General features: G+C 48.7%; 16 protein-coding genes and 1 tRNA gene. 8 read left to right on the top strand and 9 right to left on the bottom strand.

Going from position 1 to position 14,308, the window contains the following annotated elements; all coding sequences use genetic code 11:
- The first annotated feature begins 21 nt into the window (after positions 1-21).
- Together ORJ00_RS14810 and ORJ00_RS14805 are read left to right on the top strand one after the other, a co-directional pair.
- Entirely contained in the window at positions 22-366 is a 345-nt protein-coding gene (locus ORJ00_RS14810; protein WP_027670442.1) for a PadR family transcriptional regulator, read from the top strand.
- On the top strand, positions 366-1,313 hold the full coding sequence (locus tag ORJ00_RS14805) for an HAAS signaling domain-containing protein (RefSeq protein ID WP_306140215.1): 948 nt from the start codon (positions 366-368) through the stop codon (positions 1,311-1,313). The genes ORJ00_RS14810 and ORJ00_RS14805 overlap by 1 nt, the downstream gene beginning before the upstream one ends.
- A 25-nt stretch (positions 1,314-1,338) precedes the next feature.
- On the opposite strand, the gene ORJ00_RS14800 is transcribed toward ORJ00_RS14805, so the two are convergent.
- Together ORJ00_RS14800 and ORJ00_RS14795 are read right to left on the bottom strand one after the other, a co-directional pair.
- The gene (locus ORJ00_RS14800) at positions 1,339-2,451 is read right to left on the bottom strand and encodes an RNA polymerase sigma factor (protein WP_306140214.1); all 1,113 of its coding nucleotides are present in this window, start codon (positions 2,449-2,451) and stop codon (positions 1,339-1,341) included.
- Between the two features lie 5 nt (positions 2,452-2,456).
- Entirely contained in the window at positions 2,457-3,371 is a 915-nt protein-coding gene (locus ORJ00_RS14795; protein WP_306140213.1) for an alpha/beta fold hydrolase, read from the bottom strand.
- A gap of 213 nt (positions 3,372-3,584) precedes the next feature.
- Here ORJ00_RS14795 and ORJ00_RS14790 point away from each other — a divergent pair, with 213 nt between their 5' ends.
- Complete coding sequence (locus ORJ00_RS14790) at positions 3,585-3,797, top strand: hypothetical protein (protein WP_027670445.1); 213 nt, start codon at positions 3,585-3,587, stop codon at positions 3,795-3,797.
- Positions 3,790-4,044 (top strand): type II toxin-antitoxin system RelE/ParE family toxin, encoded by a 255-nt coding sequence (locus ORJ00_RS14785; protein ID WP_306140212.1) that lies wholly within the window; start codon positions 3,790-3,792, stop codon positions 4,042-4,044. The genes ORJ00_RS14790 and ORJ00_RS14785 overlap by 8 nt, the downstream gene beginning before the upstream one ends.
- A 37-nt stretch (positions 4,045-4,081) precedes the next feature.
- Here the strand turns inward: ORJ00_RS14785 and ORJ00_RS14780 are convergent.
- Positions 4,082-4,155: transfer RNA gene (locus ORJ00_RS14780), tRNA-Gly, on the bottom strand.
- 297 nt (positions 4,156-4,452) lie between these two features.
- Here ORJ00_RS14780 and ORJ00_RS14775 point away from each other — a divergent pair.
- From ORJ00_RS14775 to ORJ00_RS14765, 3 genes are read left to right on the top strand one after another with little or no spacing between them, the layout of a single operon-like run.
- Positions 4,453-5,457 (top strand): DNA/RNA non-specific endonuclease, encoded by a 1,005-nt coding sequence (locus ORJ00_RS14775; protein WP_306140210.1) that lies wholly within the window; start codon positions 4,453-4,455, stop codon positions 5,455-5,457.
- 2 nt (positions 5,458-5,459) lie between these two features.
- A complete protein-coding gene (locus tag ORJ00_RS14770) occupies positions 5,460-5,852 on the top strand; it encodes a hypothetical protein (RefSeq protein ID WP_306126877.1) in 393 nt (130 codons plus the stop codon).
- Between the two features lie 8 nt (positions 5,853-5,860).
- On the top strand, positions 5,861-6,112 hold the full coding sequence (locus ORJ00_RS14765; RefSeq protein WP_306126878.1) for a hypothetical protein: 252 nt from the start codon (positions 5,861-5,863) through the stop codon (positions 6,110-6,112).
- On the opposite strand, the gene ORJ00_RS14760 is transcribed toward ORJ00_RS14765, so the two are convergent.
- Positions 6,087-7,109, bottom strand: coding sequence for a DUF5924 family protein (locus ORJ00_RS14760; RefSeq protein WP_306140209.1), 1,023 nt, complete (start codon positions 7,107-7,109; stop codon positions 6,087-6,089). The two genes, ORJ00_RS14765 and ORJ00_RS14760, sit on opposite strands and share 26 nt — an antisense overlap.
- A gap of 96 nt (positions 7,110-7,205) precedes the next feature.
- Entirely contained in the window at positions 7,206-9,116 is a 1,911-nt protein-coding gene (locus tag ORJ00_RS14755; RefSeq protein ID WP_306140208.1) for a propionyl-CoA synthetase, read from the bottom strand.
- 201 nt (positions 9,117-9,317) lie between these two features.
- On the opposite strand from ORJ00_RS14755, the gene arfB reads away from it, so the two are divergent.
- A complete protein-coding gene (arfB, locus tag ORJ00_RS14750; RefSeq protein WP_027670451.1) occupies positions 9,318-9,737 on the top strand; it encodes an alternative ribosome rescue aminoacyl-tRNA hydrolase ArfB in 420 nt (139 codons plus the stop codon).
- 138 nt (positions 9,738-9,875) lie between these two features.
- Here arfB and dbpA read toward each other — a convergent pair whose 3' ends face one another.
- The 4 genes from dbpA to ORJ00_RS14730 form a co-directional block, all read right to left on the bottom strand.
- Positions 9,876-11,258: an ATP-dependent RNA helicase DbpA gene (gene dbpA, locus ORJ00_RS14745; RefSeq protein ID WP_305974183.1), complete on the bottom strand. Its 1,383-nt coding sequence runs from the start codon at positions 11,256-11,258 to the stop codon at positions 9,876-9,878.
- A 270-nt stretch (positions 11,259-11,528) separates the two neighbouring features.
- The gene (locus ORJ00_RS14740; protein WP_306140207.1) at positions 11,529-12,848 is read right to left on the bottom strand and encodes an amidohydrolase; all 1,320 of its coding nucleotides are present in this window, start codon (positions 12,846-12,848) and stop codon (positions 11,529-11,531) included.
- 112 nt (positions 12,849-12,960) lie between these two features.
- Positions 12,961-13,395, bottom strand: a complete 435-nt coding sequence (locus tag ORJ00_RS14735; RefSeq protein ID WP_306140206.1) for a bactofilin family protein — start codon at positions 13,393-13,395, stop codon at positions 12,961-12,963.
- On the bottom strand, positions 13,299-14,249 hold the full coding sequence (locus tag ORJ00_RS14730; protein WP_306140204.1) for a M23 family metallopeptidase: 951 nt from the start codon (positions 14,247-14,249) through the stop codon (positions 13,299-13,301). The genes ORJ00_RS14735 and ORJ00_RS14730 overlap by 97 nt, the downstream gene beginning before the upstream one ends.
- Positions 14,250-14,308: the final 59 nt, after the last annotated feature.

Genomic DNA, 14,308 nt, shown 5'->3' with positions numbered 1-14,308 from the left:
GCACAGTAAAAGGAGAAACGCATGACAACAGCACAGTTGGATAAAATGCGACTGGAGTTACGCCGTGGGGTACTGGTGTTAGCTGCCCTGGCGTTGTTAAAGCAGCCGCATTATGGCTACTCATTACGCAAACAGTTGCAAGATAGTGGTATTGATATCGACGAAGGCACGCTATACCCGCTAATTCGTCGTTTAGCAGAGCAAGGGTTGCTGGACAGTGAGTGGAAACACGCTGAAGGCCGTGAAAGGCGTTATTACCAGTTATCTACAATGGGCCAGGAAATGCTGCAACAGCTTACTACTGAATGGCGTTTGTTAAATGGTGCGCTGGGTAACTTATTGGCAAGTGATGAGGAGAAGGCATAATGGAATTAGTCCAACGTTATATTGCTGCTGTGCAGCGCGAATTACCTGAAACAAAACGTGATGAAATAGGCCGCGAACTTAATGCCAATATTATGGATCAGCTCGACGCACTGACAGAGCAACAGGGTGAAATAAGCGATGCTGAAGTGGCAGCACTACTAAAGCAAATGGGCCATCCGCGCACTGTAGCACAGCAGTTTGTGCCGCCACAGCCATTCATCAATGCAAGCTATATGGCACTGTATAAAAATACCTTATTTATGGTGTTAGGTATTTTATTTGTGCTGCATCTGGTTGATGTGACGACACTTTGGCTAAGTAGCGCCGATATGGGCCTGATCCGCTATGGTTTTGCCCTGTTTGGCGGCTTTATCGACGAAGCATGCTTTGGTTTTACCTCTATTACTGTGGCGTATTGGTTTATGTCACGCCAGCAGCCTGTCGCTAATACCGGCTGTGGCAAAAGTTGGCAACCGGAGACACTGCCTCCAGCCGGGCCAGGCTGGCAACACATAAAATTGCAGGACATTTTTACTGATTTAGCCAGTTATATTTTCTTGCTGGTGGTCATTTGGTACCCGCTGTCGATGTCAGCTGAACAATTGGCGCAGAGCAGTTTGCTGTTAAGCAGTAATGTCAGGTTGATACTGCAATACAGTACACCGGTGATTGTGTTGGGAATTATGCATTCTTTATGGCAATTGCAGCAGCGACTGTGGAGCCGCAACATGTTGGCCAGTCATGTAGTGTTAAATGTGGTTATTGCTGCCATTGCACTGTATCTGGCCAGCACTTCGCCACTGCTGCAACTTAATACAGAGCGTTGGTACGGCGTGTTTAACCTGCAGCAACTGGAGCGCAGCGCTATGATAACCTTGGTAATTATTGCGCTGTTTCCCGCCTGGGAAGCGCTGCGTGATAGCGTGCGGCTGCGTAAATTTAAATAGTTTTTTGTCACCAGTCGGCTGCCTGTTACAGGCGGCCGCTGTTGATTAGGCCAATAATTAAACCGGCAAAGCCTGCACCATAACCCAACACTAAACCAAACGTACACCACAGCTGCTTTTTACGGTATGCCGCCGCGCCTTGTTGTTTTAACTGTGGCAGCATTAACTGCCAGCCGCGATAGTTGGCCCACAACAGGCCGCTAACAAACAGCGTAAAGGCGCTAATTGGCCCCCAGGCACCGGCAGTAAACTCGTAGCTGACGGTTAACAGCACACCACAGCCTAGCACCCAAGCAATAGTAAGGTTACGTAGTGTAATTAGCTGCTGTTTTTGCTTAGTGCTGTTGGCGCGTTTTATCGGCTGGCGCATACCGGCAATAACGGCAACCACGCCAGCCAGTGCACCCAGCATGGCACCGCCCAGCAGTAAGGCAGCTTTTCCCAGCCATGAGCTTTGGCTGGCGGCTGCCGTACTTGCCGTGGCCGCTGCTATCGGCGGGCTGGCCAGTGTTAAGGCGCTGCAAATGGCTGTGGTTAGCCCAAGGCCGGGTGCGGTGGTTAATATCAGCTTGCCGTATTTGGCCAGTAACTGGACTTTTAACAGTTCGCGCACCCGCTGTAGTTTTTTACGTACATTGCTCTCGCTTAAACCAAGTAGTTCAGCTACCTGTTGGCTGTTTTGCTCTTCGCGGTAAAACAGCAGCACGATTTCACGGCTGTCTTCAGGTAACTGGCTGATAAAATCCGCCATTATATGGTTTTGCTGTGCTTTGGCTAAGTCGTCATCCAGCTCAAGTTCGCTGGCAAACTCTGCCAGTGCTGCATCAGCATCATCACCGGTGAGAGTACTGCCAACTTTGTTATCGCGCAGGTAGTTAAAGGCACGGTAGCGCGTTATCTGGCGTACCCAGGGCAAAAAGCTAGCCGGGTTTTGTAAGGTATTCAGTTGCTGCCAGATATGAATAAACACCTGCTGGGTAATATCTTCACTGGCGTCTAAATCTTTAACAATAGCCAGTGCAATGCTGTTGACACTGCGCTGACAGCGCGCCACTAAACGTTCAAAGGCGTTAATATTACCTTGCTGCGCGGCAGTAACGTCAGGAATAAGCTGCTGCTCTGTAAATGTGATAGCCATAATGCTTACTCCTGCAGTGCGCTGATAATCTGGTTTGCTAACCACGCTGGCTGATCCAGCATAATAAAATGCCGCGATTGCTCATTAAACTCAAGCGTGGCATGGGCAATGCTGGCAATTTGTTCTTGATACAAGGCTTTGGCTCGTTCCCTGTCAGCGTTTGATGTTAAAGCCCCACCGGCACCAAGTAACAGCACTTTGCTTTTAATTTGATGTACTACCGGGCGCAAATCCGTTGTCAGTAGCTCATATACCGCCTGACCAGCAGCTTTAGGATCAGAGCGTGTCGCCATATCCAGCACCTGCTGCTGATGCTGTTGTGATGTGGCCTGAATAAACAGCCCTTGTGCCGTCATGGCGGACAACTGCTGTGGGCTCATTTGTTGATACTGCTGGCGCAGGTAATCGGCCTGTCCCTGCATCATCGCAACCGTGGTATCGTTAGTGCGACTAAACACCGGTGCCAGATAGGGCAGGCCGTCTACAGCAATCACAGTGCCAATCATTTCCGGCGCGCGGCTGGCGAGGTTAAATGCCATAAAAGCCCCTAAACTGTGGCCAACAATTGCAGGCTGTTTTAGGTGGTGTTGATTAATATATTGCAGCAGTTCTTGTGTAACGGTGGGTAGCAACTCACCATCAATGGCTGGTTTACCAGCAAAACCGGCAATACTGATTAAATGCAGCTGATATTGACCTGAGAGCGCTTCGGCTGTTGGCCGCCATACGCTGGCGTCCGACATTAGCCCTGGTATCATAATCACCGGTTTGCCTTTGCCAATAACCTCAACACTAAAGCTTTCAGCCGCTTTACTACTAAAATTGGCCGCCAGCATACCGCCAACGATGGTTAGGCTAATGGCGAAGTGGGTCCAAAAGCCGGGGTGCTTTTTATGGTTGTTCTCGTTAGAAGGTTTCATTTTAGGTCCTTAATAAGTTATGAGTAACATTACCAAGTACCGCCAGCAAAACGGGCTGTGACAAAAAAACTGAAAAATATTTTAACGGTAACAAAACTGGAGCGGGTGGCGGGAATCGAACCCGTGTCTAAAGCTTGGCAAGCTTTGCGGGGTAGTTGAGCTACACTCAGTTACACAGTATGCTGACCAAGCAACAGTAAGTGGAGTATATCGGTGATAAATATCCAAATAGACAACCCAGCATTGGAAGCGGATTTAAAACAAGCTTTTGGCGACAATCCGCAATCGGTCGCGCACGCTTTTGCTGAGTTTGTGCAGGCAAAACGTATTGGCGATGACATTAAGGTGTCACTAAGTCAGTTAGAGCAAGGGCAAGCACTTAACTCTGCCGACGTATTTAACAGCATTCGCGCCAGGTATGAGTAAACTCACACTCGCTTTTTCACCCAGAGCTAGCGAGCGCTTAGGGCAAATAGCAGCACACTTGTCTGAGCAAAGTTTATCAAATGCATTTGTTATCGATTATCTGAATCAATTTGAGTTGTGGCTGAATAAAGTACTGCTGGAGTTTCCGGATTCAGGTGTGCCTATGCCGCAATTTGGCGCTGATATAAGAAAAATCTGCTATAAAAAAATACAGTTTTGTTTATCGCGTGACGGTAGAGCAAATTGAAATTTTGACGGTGTATCGAGAAAACTTACCTTAAAACTGGAGCGGGTGGCGGGAATCGAACCCGTGTCTAAAGCTTGGGAAGCTTTCGTTCTACCATTGAACTACACCCGCAGAACAGGCAACCACAGTAATGGAATGCTGCTTCAGCCGTCAACCAGATAAAATACTTTTTTCTTTGTACCTGTTACGCTAATGTAAGTGCTAAGCCAAACTTCAAGGAGATGAGGTGCTTAGTATTTACGAAACATTTAATGCTGCGCTTTATGCGCAAATTAATTACAGTAAAAACCAATTTTTAACCTTTAATTTAATATTAATTTGACAAAAATAACCCCTGTTGTGAGAATGCGCGACCTTATGAGTTAGGTTTTTGATTCATGGTCTTGTTTTTACTGGGGTAGTTGCAGCATGCACAATCAGCAGTTCGATGGTGTTATCTTGGAAGATAAGTGGGGTAAAACTTACCTCTGCAGCAACTGCCTGTTAGCCTTTGCTTCGCTTGGCGAGAGCCAGATTTGGGAAGTAAAAGACGCCATTTTCTGTAGTTATTTTCTGCACGATTTAGAACCCTATTGGGACCTGCGGCAAATCTGGACAGACGTTTACCGTCATGCCCGGCCGTGGGAATATGACTTGTCGGGCTACTCTGATTTTCAGCTACGCGATACACTAATACAGATGTTTGCCCAGCAGGAAATATGGTTATGGCAGTTAACCGAAGGTTGGGGCCAGCCACCTAAAGGTAACGGCATTGGCGATGGCGGTTTAGTCGCAGGCAGCAGTAGCACAACCCCCTTACCGATAACGAAAAAAACCAACAAACCCGGTGGTGGTTTAGCAGACACTAACGCTGTTTCGTCGACAACGGCCACTCATAGTAGTGAAGTTAAGCCAACCAATACGGCATCAACAAATCGGAGCGTTACCGAGCGGTATGGTGACAATGAAGCGGTTTGGGTAATTGATGAACAAGGTAGGCCGGTATCGGTTACCGCCAGCTTGGGTAGCACTTATAGTGATGCGCGTTCGTCGCAGGAAAAGAAACATCAGCGAACGGTAGGGGGCGATGTCCGGTTAGATACCGACGATGGCGGGCATATAATCGGCCACCGTTTTATGAGTGACCAAGGCTTAAAAAACCTGTTCCCGCAGGATGCTAACTTAAACCGTGGCGCTTATAAATCCATGGAAAATGAATGGGAAGACTGGACCAAAGAAGGCTACGAAGTTAGGTTAACGGTAGAATTGGACCCGCCAGGAAATGCGCGGCCAGATAACATCATTGCCGAGTATCAAGTTTTTGATAAAGTGTCGGGCCAGATGGTGTTTGAACGTGATCATGAATTTAATAATCAACATGGTGAAGCGTTTGAGCGGGTCGCCCGCAAAAATATGCAGGATTACAGAGGTTAACGATGAATATCGATCCAAAATATATCCAGGAATTAGCAGAACTGGTGTTGCGATGTAAGCGCGTTGTTGAAACAGAAAGCTGGGACGCATTGGTTTTTGTATTTGATGTTAGCGAGGGGCATATGGCTAACTCTGGATTTATCTATATTGGCGAAGAGATCATTCCGGCATCAGCAAGAATAACCGATGACAAAATGGCTTTGAGCAATAAAATCCGTGAGTTTCAAAATGCCATATTTGAAGCCTGCGGCCATAAATTTGTGCAACTGCTTATTCAAATGAACTCGGCCGGTAAAATTCATATCGACTTTGAGTTTGATAACCCCAAACGTTGGAATATGGGCCCGGCTAACTACCGCGCAATGCGCGAGCAGTTACGCCCGGTGTTTAACTGAGAGCTGCTATGCGTTTAGGGCTAAGCCTATTATTATTGCTGTCTGTTCCCGCCTTGGGTGCCGTGCAATTTAGCCAAGCGGAATGCCAGGCGTTAAACACTGAGCGGCTGGATATTCGTAAGCAGCTGCGCCAGCCTTATACCGCTGAACAGGGCGAGCAGTTGCAGGCGCGACAAAAAAAACTACTGCAGTTGCTTAAACATCACTGTAAAAAGCCGGTAAAGGCGCCGCCAGCTAATGAGTTGCCGCGGTTACCGTAAAGCGGGTTAAGCCAATAAGTTGTTCTGACTCGGTAATAACTTTTACCTGCCACTGGCCTTGGGCGTTGGCCGGAAAGTTCTGTTTATGGCTCCAGGCGCGGTAGCCCTGCTCTCGGCCTCCGCTAATATCCAGCATAATTCGATCGACCTCTTTGCCATTGTGCAGCCAAACATGAAACACCTTTTCACGTAAACCACGAGGCACTGTAACCGCGGTAAAACTGTACAACCCCTGTTGGTGTAAGCGGGTAGCGTCGAGGTGTTGAATACTGCGGCCGGGTTTTCGCTGTTGCTGGTCGACGTTGTGTGACAAGGTAATGGTACTTAAACGCAGCGCAGCCGGTGGCACAAAACTGCGTAGTTGCCACAACCCCGCGCTTAAGGCTGCCAGTAACAGTACGGTAAGTGGAAAACGCCACCAGTGGCCGTTAGGCATTAGCGCCCCCAAGCTTGGGAGGCTGAGCACACCGGCGATGGCTAGTGTGGCGGCCAGGCTTTGGCTGGTGGTAAGTTGCAACAATAAGGGCAGTACCACTAACAACACTACAAACAAGGCAAAGGCATGAAATACCACAAATAAGGTGCGATGCGGCGCCAGTTTTTTGTAATAAATTGGGTCAATTAATGATACCAGCGCACACAACATAATAAGCACGGTAAAGATGGCTTGAGCATGATCCCAGTGGGTCACGGCCAGGAAAAAGGGCAGGGCAAAAAATAAGCTTTCCTGATGCACCATTTGCAACACAAAGCGCACGATATTAGGAGACAGCGCAATGCCAAAGCGCTTTTCTACGCGTTCACGCAGCCAGTTATCCAATAACAACCATAGCCAGCTGAGTAGTAAACACAGTGCAATAAGTTGTGCCAGCGACTCTTTGCGGTCTACCAATATATAGCTGGCGATGCCAGAGGCGAATGCCAATACGGCCATTAAACCCGGGTAGCGCTGTAAGGGCGTATGTATTTGCAGCAGCAGATTTTTGGGCCAGTACATCTTTAGGGGGAAACTCCGCCTTGTGTTGCTCTGTTATAAGCAACAGAAGATAGCGGAGTATAGCTTAACCGTGGCTGTCTCACCTCGTGAGAATGATTAAGTTTGTGAAATTACGCCTCTATCTGTCATTAACTGTGCAATTTCTGGCAAGCTGGCTGGGTCGTCGATAGTTGACGGCACGGTATATTGGCTGCCATCGGCTATTTGCCGCAGTAGCTTACGCAAAATTTTACCGGAGCGGGTTTTAGGTAAGCGTTTAACAATAACCGCTTTTTTAAAACAGGCTAGGGCACCAATTTCCTGCCGTACCATAGCAACCAGCTCGGCTTCCAGAATGGTTTCGTCAACGTCGATACCATTTTTAATCAGCACCAGGGCTAAAGGTTGCTGACCTTTGATCGGCTCGTTAATACCAATAACACAACACTCGGCTATGGCCGGATGGCTAGACACGATTTGCTCCATCTCACCGGTAGATAAGCGATGGCCTGCAACGTTAATAACATCGTCGGTACGGCCCATAACAAACAAATAACCGTCCTCGTCGATATAACCGCCGTCGCCACTGGCATAGTAGCCAGGGAAGGTAGATAAATAGCCGTCTACATAGCGTTCGTCATTCCCCCAAATGGTGGTTAGGCAGCCCGGGGGGAGTGGTAGTTGCAGCGCAATATAGCCTTGCTCATTGGCTTTTACTGCCTGGCCGTTGTCATTAAGAATGTGTATGTTAAAACCGGGTACCGGTACTGTCGATGACCCCGGTTTGGCTGGCATTAATTCAATGCCTGCCGGATTAGCCGCGATTGGCCAGCCGGTTTCGGTTTGCCACCAGTGATCTATTACTGGCTTGGCTAGTTTGTCGCTAACCCAATGATAAGTGGCCGGGTCTAGCCGCTCTCCGGCCATAAAAATGCTGCGCAGGGCCGATAAGTCATATTGCTGCAATGCGGCGTCCGGGTCTTCTTTTCGAATGGCTCTAAAGGCGGTGGGTGCCGCAAATAAAATATTAACTTTATACTCAGCACACACCCGCCAGAATGCCCCCGCGTCTGGGGTAAATACGGGCTTACCTTCATATAAAATAGTGGTGCAGCCCGCTATGAGTGGGCCATATACAATATAAGAGTGACCTACCACCCAGCCAACATCTGATGCGGCCCAAAACACATCGCCCGCTTTGGCGTTATACACCGCTTGCATACTGTAATTCAGTGCTACGGCATGGCCGCCATTGTCGCGTACAACCCCTTTGGGTTTGCCTGTGGTGCCAGAGGTGTACAACACGTATAGCGGATCGGTGGCTTTTACCGGCTCGCAGGCAGCAGGCTCGGCTTTGGCCATGGCTAATTGCCAATCTAAGTCGCGGCCGTTTTGCATTGGCGCGGGCAACTGCGGGCGCTGAAAAATGACGCAGCGTTCGGGTTTGTGCTCTGCTTTAACAATGGCGTCATCCAGTAGCGGTTTATAGGCAATTAGTTTGCTTATTTCGATACCACAAGAGGCACTTACCACCACTTTAGGTTTGGCATCATCAATACGCAGCGCCAGTTCATGGGCGGAGAAACCACCAAACACTACCGAGTGCACCGCGCCTAAGCGGGCCACTGCCAACATGGCTATGGCTGCTTGTGGGATCATGGGCATATAGATAACAACCCGATCGCCTTTACTAACGCCTAGCGCTTTTAACACACCGGCAAAACGCGCGACATCGTCCCGCAGCTGCAAATAGCTAAATTGCTGTTTGGTGTTGGTCACCGGCGAGTCGTAAATAAGTGCGGTTTGTTCACCGCGGCCTTGTTCTATATGGTAATCAAGCGCGAGGTAAGCGGTATTGAGTACGCCATCAGTAAACCATTGATAATGGTTCGCATCCTGCTGTTGCACAATGCTGTTTGGTGTTTTGTACCAGCTAAGCTTTTCAGCCTGATGACGCCAGAATAGCTCTGGTGCGCTAATAGATTGTTTATGTTGTTGATAATATTGGCTTTGGGAATTGATAACCATAATAGCGCCCTCGGAGCGTGCATAAAGTGGCAACGATAATACCTCTACTGTAGCGAATAATTGCACTTTAAGAACTTAGACTTAAGGTGCATAGACTTTAGGAGAATAGACTTTAGGCGAAGCGCAGTAAGTACTAAACCTTGTATGGTTGAGGCGTATATGGTCTGATCACAGCAAAGTTGATGTAAACAGGCATAATTTATGGCAATTCAGATATCAAACAGCGTACAGCTGGCCGACAATGAGTTGGAATGGCAGTTTATTCGTTCCAGCGGCGCAGGTGGCCAACACGTGAACAAGGTTTCCACGGCCGCCCAGCTGATTTTTGATATTAGCGCGTCCAGCTTGCCGCAATTTTATAAAGATAAATTGTTGGGCAAGTCAGACCATCGTATTACTCAAAGTGGCAAAATCATTATTAAATGCCAGCAAAGCCGCAGTCAGGAAATGAACCGCGAGCAAGCGTTGGCGCAGTTTATAGAGTTGGTGCAATCCGCCGCACGGGTGGCAAAAAAACGTATTGCCACCAAAGCGACTTACGGCAGCCAGCAGCGGCGGCTGGAACACAAAAAACAACGTGGCGCGACGAAAGCACTGCGCCAGGGCAAGCCGCAGGTTTAGCTAGCTGTAGGGAGTTTAGCGGGTAAGCTACGAACCTGTTTACCCACGCTAACACGCCCTGAACCCGTCCATGGCGGCTCGTTTCCGCCCGTCCAGGGCTTCAACGGTTAGCTTAGGGTAATCAGGTTCTCGTTATTTTTACAACGCCCGGGCGCGAATCGATTTACCTTTAATCTTGCCTTCGGCAATAAGTTGAAGCGCCAGCCTGACAGCAGAACGCTTAACCGCGACAAAACTCCAGATGTCGTGCAATTGAATTTTGCCTAAATCATCATTCGTCAGTTGCTTACTGGCGGTGAGGGCACCAACAATATCACCGGCACGGATTTTATGTTTTTTGCCACCATCCAATTGCAAGGTAGCCATTAGCGGTTTGGCTGGTGCCTGCGTTGACATAGCTATTGCAGGCAGTTCAGCACCTTCAATTTTAATGCCTAAGCCATCTTCCAATGGGATAAGCTTGCCGGCATCGCTGGCGGTAAACAGGCTAATTGCCATGCCACTTTGACCCGCGCGGCCGGTGCGACCAATACGGTGGGTGTGAGTGTCGGCGTCGTGTGCTAATTGGTAGTTAAATACCGCATCTACACTGCTAATATCTAAACCGCGGGCGGCTACGTCGGTAGCTACTAAAATGCAGGCACTGCCGTTGGCAAACTGTACTAGTGTTTGATCGCGGTCTTTTTGCTCCATATCACCATGCAGGGCCAGCACACTAAAGCCATAGTCGTGCAGTGCATCGGCAACATCTTGCGTTTCGCGTTTGGTATTACAAAACACCATACTGCTTTGGCCCTGATACGTTAGCAATAAGCTGCGTAAAGCCGTTAAACGGTGGTGGTTGTCGCTAACCTGAAAAAACAACTGCTCAATACTACTGGTGTTATGCTGTTCTTCAACCGTGACACGCAAGGGGTTATTGAGTAAACGCTCACTAAGCTTGGCAATAGCATTGGGGTAAGTTGCGCTAAACAGCAGTGTTTGGCGTGCAGCAGGGGCTTTGGCAATAACGGCGTCTAAATCAGCCTGAAAGCCCATTTCCAGCATGCGGTCTGCTTCATCCAGCACCAGTGTGGTTAAATCATCCAGCTTTAAGCGATTTTGCTCTAAGTGATCAATAACCCGGCCCGGTGTGCCGACAATAATATGCGCGCCGTGCTCAAGTGAGCCAATTTGCGGGCCCAATGGCACACCACCACAAAGGGTAAGAATTTTAATATTGTGAATGCTACGTGCCAGTTTGCGCAGTTCTGCCGCCACTTGATCGGCCAGCTCGCGGGTGGGGCACAGTACTAATGTTTGTACACGAAAATATTTTACATCCAGCTTGGCCAGCAAGCCCAAACCAAAGGCCGCTGTTTTGCCTGAGCCGGTTTTAGCCTGAGCAATGACATCTTGCCCCGCTAGTATGGCGGGCAGTGCCTGCGCCTGTATAGCGGTCATGCTGGTGTAGCCTAAATCATTCAAATTACTAACTAAAGCAACGGGTAAGGCTAGGCTGGAAAAGGAAGTATCGGTCATGTAGGCGCTCCGCCAAAAGTAACACTGCGGGCCTGGGCCAGCAAAAGGGGCGGCATTGTAGCAGAATGCGCAGGCTTTGCATCTGTCTGCTGCTGAAAAAAGCAGCAGAGCATGATTTGGATAACCAGTGTCATCGGTTTGCTCACGCTAACACGCCGTAAACCCATCCCTGGGGGCTCGTTTCCGCCCATCCGGGGCTTCAACGGTTAGCTTAGAACAAACCGATTCTGTGTTGCTTCGACGTATGCTACGACACGCTTTTTAATAACATCATTGCTTTGGCATTAAATCCAGTAGCGCAATTACCGTGGCTTCAACGCCTTTAGTCACTGCCGGTTCTGGGCTAATTTTAAACAACGGGCTGTGGTGGCTGGGCACGGCCGGGCCACCGGCTTTCTCGGCGGCAAACGCCTCTGGTGGTGTGCCGCCTACAGCAAAATACGTGCTAGGAATATAGGGCTTGGTGGTAAAAAACGGAAAGTCTTCTGCACCCATGCCCAGCCGGCGGTAATTTTCGTCAAACACCGGTTCGCCCATGTTGGCGGCCCAGGCTTTTTTCAGCCGCTGTGTCAGTGGAATATCATTTACGGTGGGTGGTGTGGGTTCATCATCGATAATCACTTCTGGCAGTTTATCTTCTGGTAAACCAGCAGCTCGGCCCAGATTTTCAGCAACGCGTTTAATGGCAGCCATTAAATACTCTCGCGTTTCCCAGCTATCGTTACGTACGGTGAGTTGTAAATGCGCTTTGTCGGAGATGATATTGTGCTTGGTGCCACTGTGAAAGGCGCCCACGGTAATAAGTGCAGGCTCTTTAGGGGCAATCTCGCGGCTAACAATAGTTTGTAGGGCGAGTACAATTTGTGCCCCCAGTACGATAGGGTCTTTGCCTCTGTGCGGGCTGGCACCATGCGCGCCCACGCCGTGAACAATAATATCGACACTGTCGACACCTGAGTATGGCGATCCTTCTACAGCGACAATTTTACCCGTCTCAATTTCAGAAGAAACATGAAACGCCAGGGCGTAATCAGGTTGGCCAAAGCGGCCCCAAATATTGTCTTGCATCATGCCTTTAGCGCCGCCAACACGCTCTTCAGCGGGCTGCCCTACCAGCATTAAAGTGCCAGACCAGGCGTTTTTCATTGCGGCCATGCGTCTTGCGGTGCCTACCAGGCTGGTAATATGCACATCGTGCCCGCAGGCGTGCATCACATTGACCTTGTTACCGTCCCAATCTGTTTGTGTGGCTTTGGATGCATAGGGCAGGCCAGACTTTTCCTCTACCGGCAGACCATCCATATCTGCGCGCATCATTACCAGTGGGCCCGGGCCATTTTTCATCATGGCAACTATGCCGGTTTTACCCACCCCTTCGGTTACCTCAAAACCCGCTGCGCGCAGCTCTTGGGCTAGTCGCTTAGCGGTTTGAGTTTCCATGTGCGACAGTTCTGGGTGTTGATGAAAGTGCTTAAACAGCGCACCTAAATGGGTTTGGTAGTCTTGTTGAATATGTTCAGATAAGGTGCTTGCCGTTGCAGCGCTAAGGCTGCCAAAGCAGAGTAAAGTGGCCAGAAGCGTTTTTTTCATTGTTATCATGCCTGCAGGAGTAAGAACTGCATGTAACCTAACGCTGAATTAACAAAAACGCTAGCCTTTGCGACCAACGACAACTAGGTTGCGTTGCTATCCTGTTGCGTTACTATCCTTTATTGGCTTTGTTTTCCAAAGGTTGCTTCGAGCTTGGTTCTGTTTCACCTTTTGGTAAACTAACAACTTGATCTGCAGACGTTGGCAGAGTTTTACCCAAGAAGCTGCCACCGCGCTCTATACTTAAGTCGTCACAGTGAATTACGCCATGTGCTTTACCCTGTGGCAAAATTTCAACGCTATTGGCATAACACTCACCATCGAACAGGCCATTAATGATGACTTTGTCTGCCGTAACCTCGCCTTTAATGCGGCCGGATACGCTAATAACCAGGGTATGGTCGCTGACTATTTTCCCTTCAACGTAACCATCTACCTGAATATCACCGTTTAATCGGATACTCCCGTTAGCTGAGCATCCTTGTGCGATGACAGTTGTAACTGAGTGCTTGCCTTTGTTTCCAGCATGCTTACCAAAGAGTCCCATTTAATGCTCCTTTCCTTTTCAAAAACCAGATCAAAATTGGCAGAGTCCCAGTCCATAAAGCTCTGTGGATTCAGTGCCCGATCAAGGAAATGTACTTCATAATGCAAATGTGGTGCCGTAGACAGCCCCGTATTGCCGGAAGTAGCAATAAGTTCGCCCTTGTGCACAAAATGCCCACTTTTTACTTTGAAATCATTAAGATGTGCATATAGCGTTGAAAAACCATAGGCATGGCGAATTTTTAGTAGATTACCAAAACCTTCTTTACTGTTACGCACAACTTCAACTACGCCATCCGCAGGGGCATAGATAGGCGTACCTTTACTGGCAGATAAATCGACACCTTTGTGATGCGTTTGCTTACCAATAATGGGATGGTCGCGCAGGCCAAAACGTGATGAGCGCCGTCTAAATTCTAGTGGGGAACCATTAGGAACCAGTTGCAGCATGGCGTGTCTGGCGACGGAGTTAATGCTGGCGGTATCCAGCCTGTCTTCTAAGTTTTGCGGATAATGTTGTTCTAAACCCAATGCCAGCTCTATTTCACCTACGCGATTTACCACCTGCAGCATTTCGTCTTGCTTTAATGCTAATTCTTGTTCAAGTTGCTGTTTGCTGCCTTGTAATGTGGCAATTTCATTGCGTAAGGTGCTGGCTTGAACCGCTAACTGCTGATGCTGTGCCTGACTTTTGTCAACCGTACGTAGTAGATACTCTATTACCGCTGCAGTAATAATTAGGCCAAACAATAACAGCCAGGTTGCAATAATTGCGTTGCGTTTGAATAGCTTGCTGATATTAAAATGGCGGGTACCATTGATGGTCGAAACAGAAATGATAATACGATCTTTCATTTGGGTCAGATTTCGCTCAATGGCTAGAGGTTGCTCAGGGGGGTAAAAATAGGGGCCTT

Origin of the sequence: Rheinheimera baltica, assembly GCF_030731985.1 — a bacterium.
Lineage (GTDB): Bacteria > Pseudomonadota > Gammaproteobacteria > Enterobacterales > Alteromonadaceae > Alishewanella > Alishewanella baltica.
This window is presented reverse-complemented; position numbering and strand designations above follow the sequence as displayed.

What these genes read in the sequence shown, in the direction of transcription:
- ORJ00_RS14770 (WP_306126877.1), top strand. Translation starts at nt 5,460, where the DNA reads ATGAATATCGATCCAAAATATATCCAGGAATTAGCAGAACTGGTGTTG.
- ORJ00_RS14810 (WP_027670442.1), top strand. Translation starts at nt 22, where the DNA reads ATGACAACAGCACAGTTGGATAAAATGCGACTGGAGTTACGCCGTGGG.
- ORJ00_RS14735 (WP_306140206.1), bottom strand. Translation starts at nt 13,395, where the DNA reads ATGGGACTCTTTGGTAAGCATGCTGGAAACAAAGGCAAGCACTCAGTT.
- ORJ00_RS14805 (WP_306140215.1), top strand. Translation starts at nt 366, where the DNA reads ATGGAATTAGTCCAACGTTATATTGCTGCTGTGCAGCGCGAATTACCT.
- ORJ00_RS14730 (WP_306140204.1), bottom strand. Translation starts at nt 14,249, where the DNA reads ATGAAAGATCGTATTATCATTTCTGTTTCGACCATCAATGGTACCCGC.
- ORJ00_RS14740 (WP_306140207.1), bottom strand. Translation starts at nt 12,848, where the DNA reads ATGAAAAAAACGCTTCTGGCCACTTTACTCTGCTTTGGCAGCCTTAGC.
- ORJ00_RS14755 (WP_306140208.1), bottom strand. Translation starts at nt 9,116, where the DNA reads ATGGTTATCAATTCCCAAAGCCAATATTATCAACAACATAAACAATCT.
- dbpA (WP_305974183.1), bottom strand. Translation starts at nt 11,258, where the DNA reads ATGACCGATACTTCCTTTTCCAGCCTAGCCTTACCCGTTGCTTTAGTT.
- ORJ00_RS14800 (WP_306140214.1), bottom strand. Translation starts at nt 2,451, where the DNA reads ATGGCTATCACATTTACAGAGCAGCAGCTTATTCCTGACGTTACTGCC.
- ORJ00_RS14760 (WP_306140209.1), bottom strand. Translation starts at nt 7,109, where the DNA reads ATGTACTGGCCCAAAAATCTGCTGCTGCAAATACATACGCCCTTACAG.
- ORJ00_RS14775 (WP_306140210.1), top strand. Translation starts at nt 4,453, where the DNA reads ATGCACAATCAGCAGTTCGATGGTGTTATCTTGGAAGATAAGTGGGGT.
- ORJ00_RS14785 (WP_306140212.1), top strand. Translation starts at nt 3,790, where the DNA reads ATGAGTAAACTCACACTCGCTTTTTCACCCAGAGCTAGCGAGCGCTTA.
- ORJ00_RS14765 (WP_306126878.1), top strand. Translation starts at nt 5,861, where the DNA reads ATGCGTTTAGGGCTAAGCCTATTATTATTGCTGTCTGTTCCCGCCTTG.
- arfB (WP_027670451.1), top strand. Translation starts at nt 9,318, where the DNA reads ATGGCAATTCAGATATCAAACAGCGTACAGCTGGCCGACAATGAGTTG.
- ORJ00_RS14795 (WP_306140213.1), bottom strand. Translation starts at nt 3,371, where the DNA reads ATGAAACCTTCTAACGAGAACAACCATAAAAAGCACCCCGGCTTTTGG.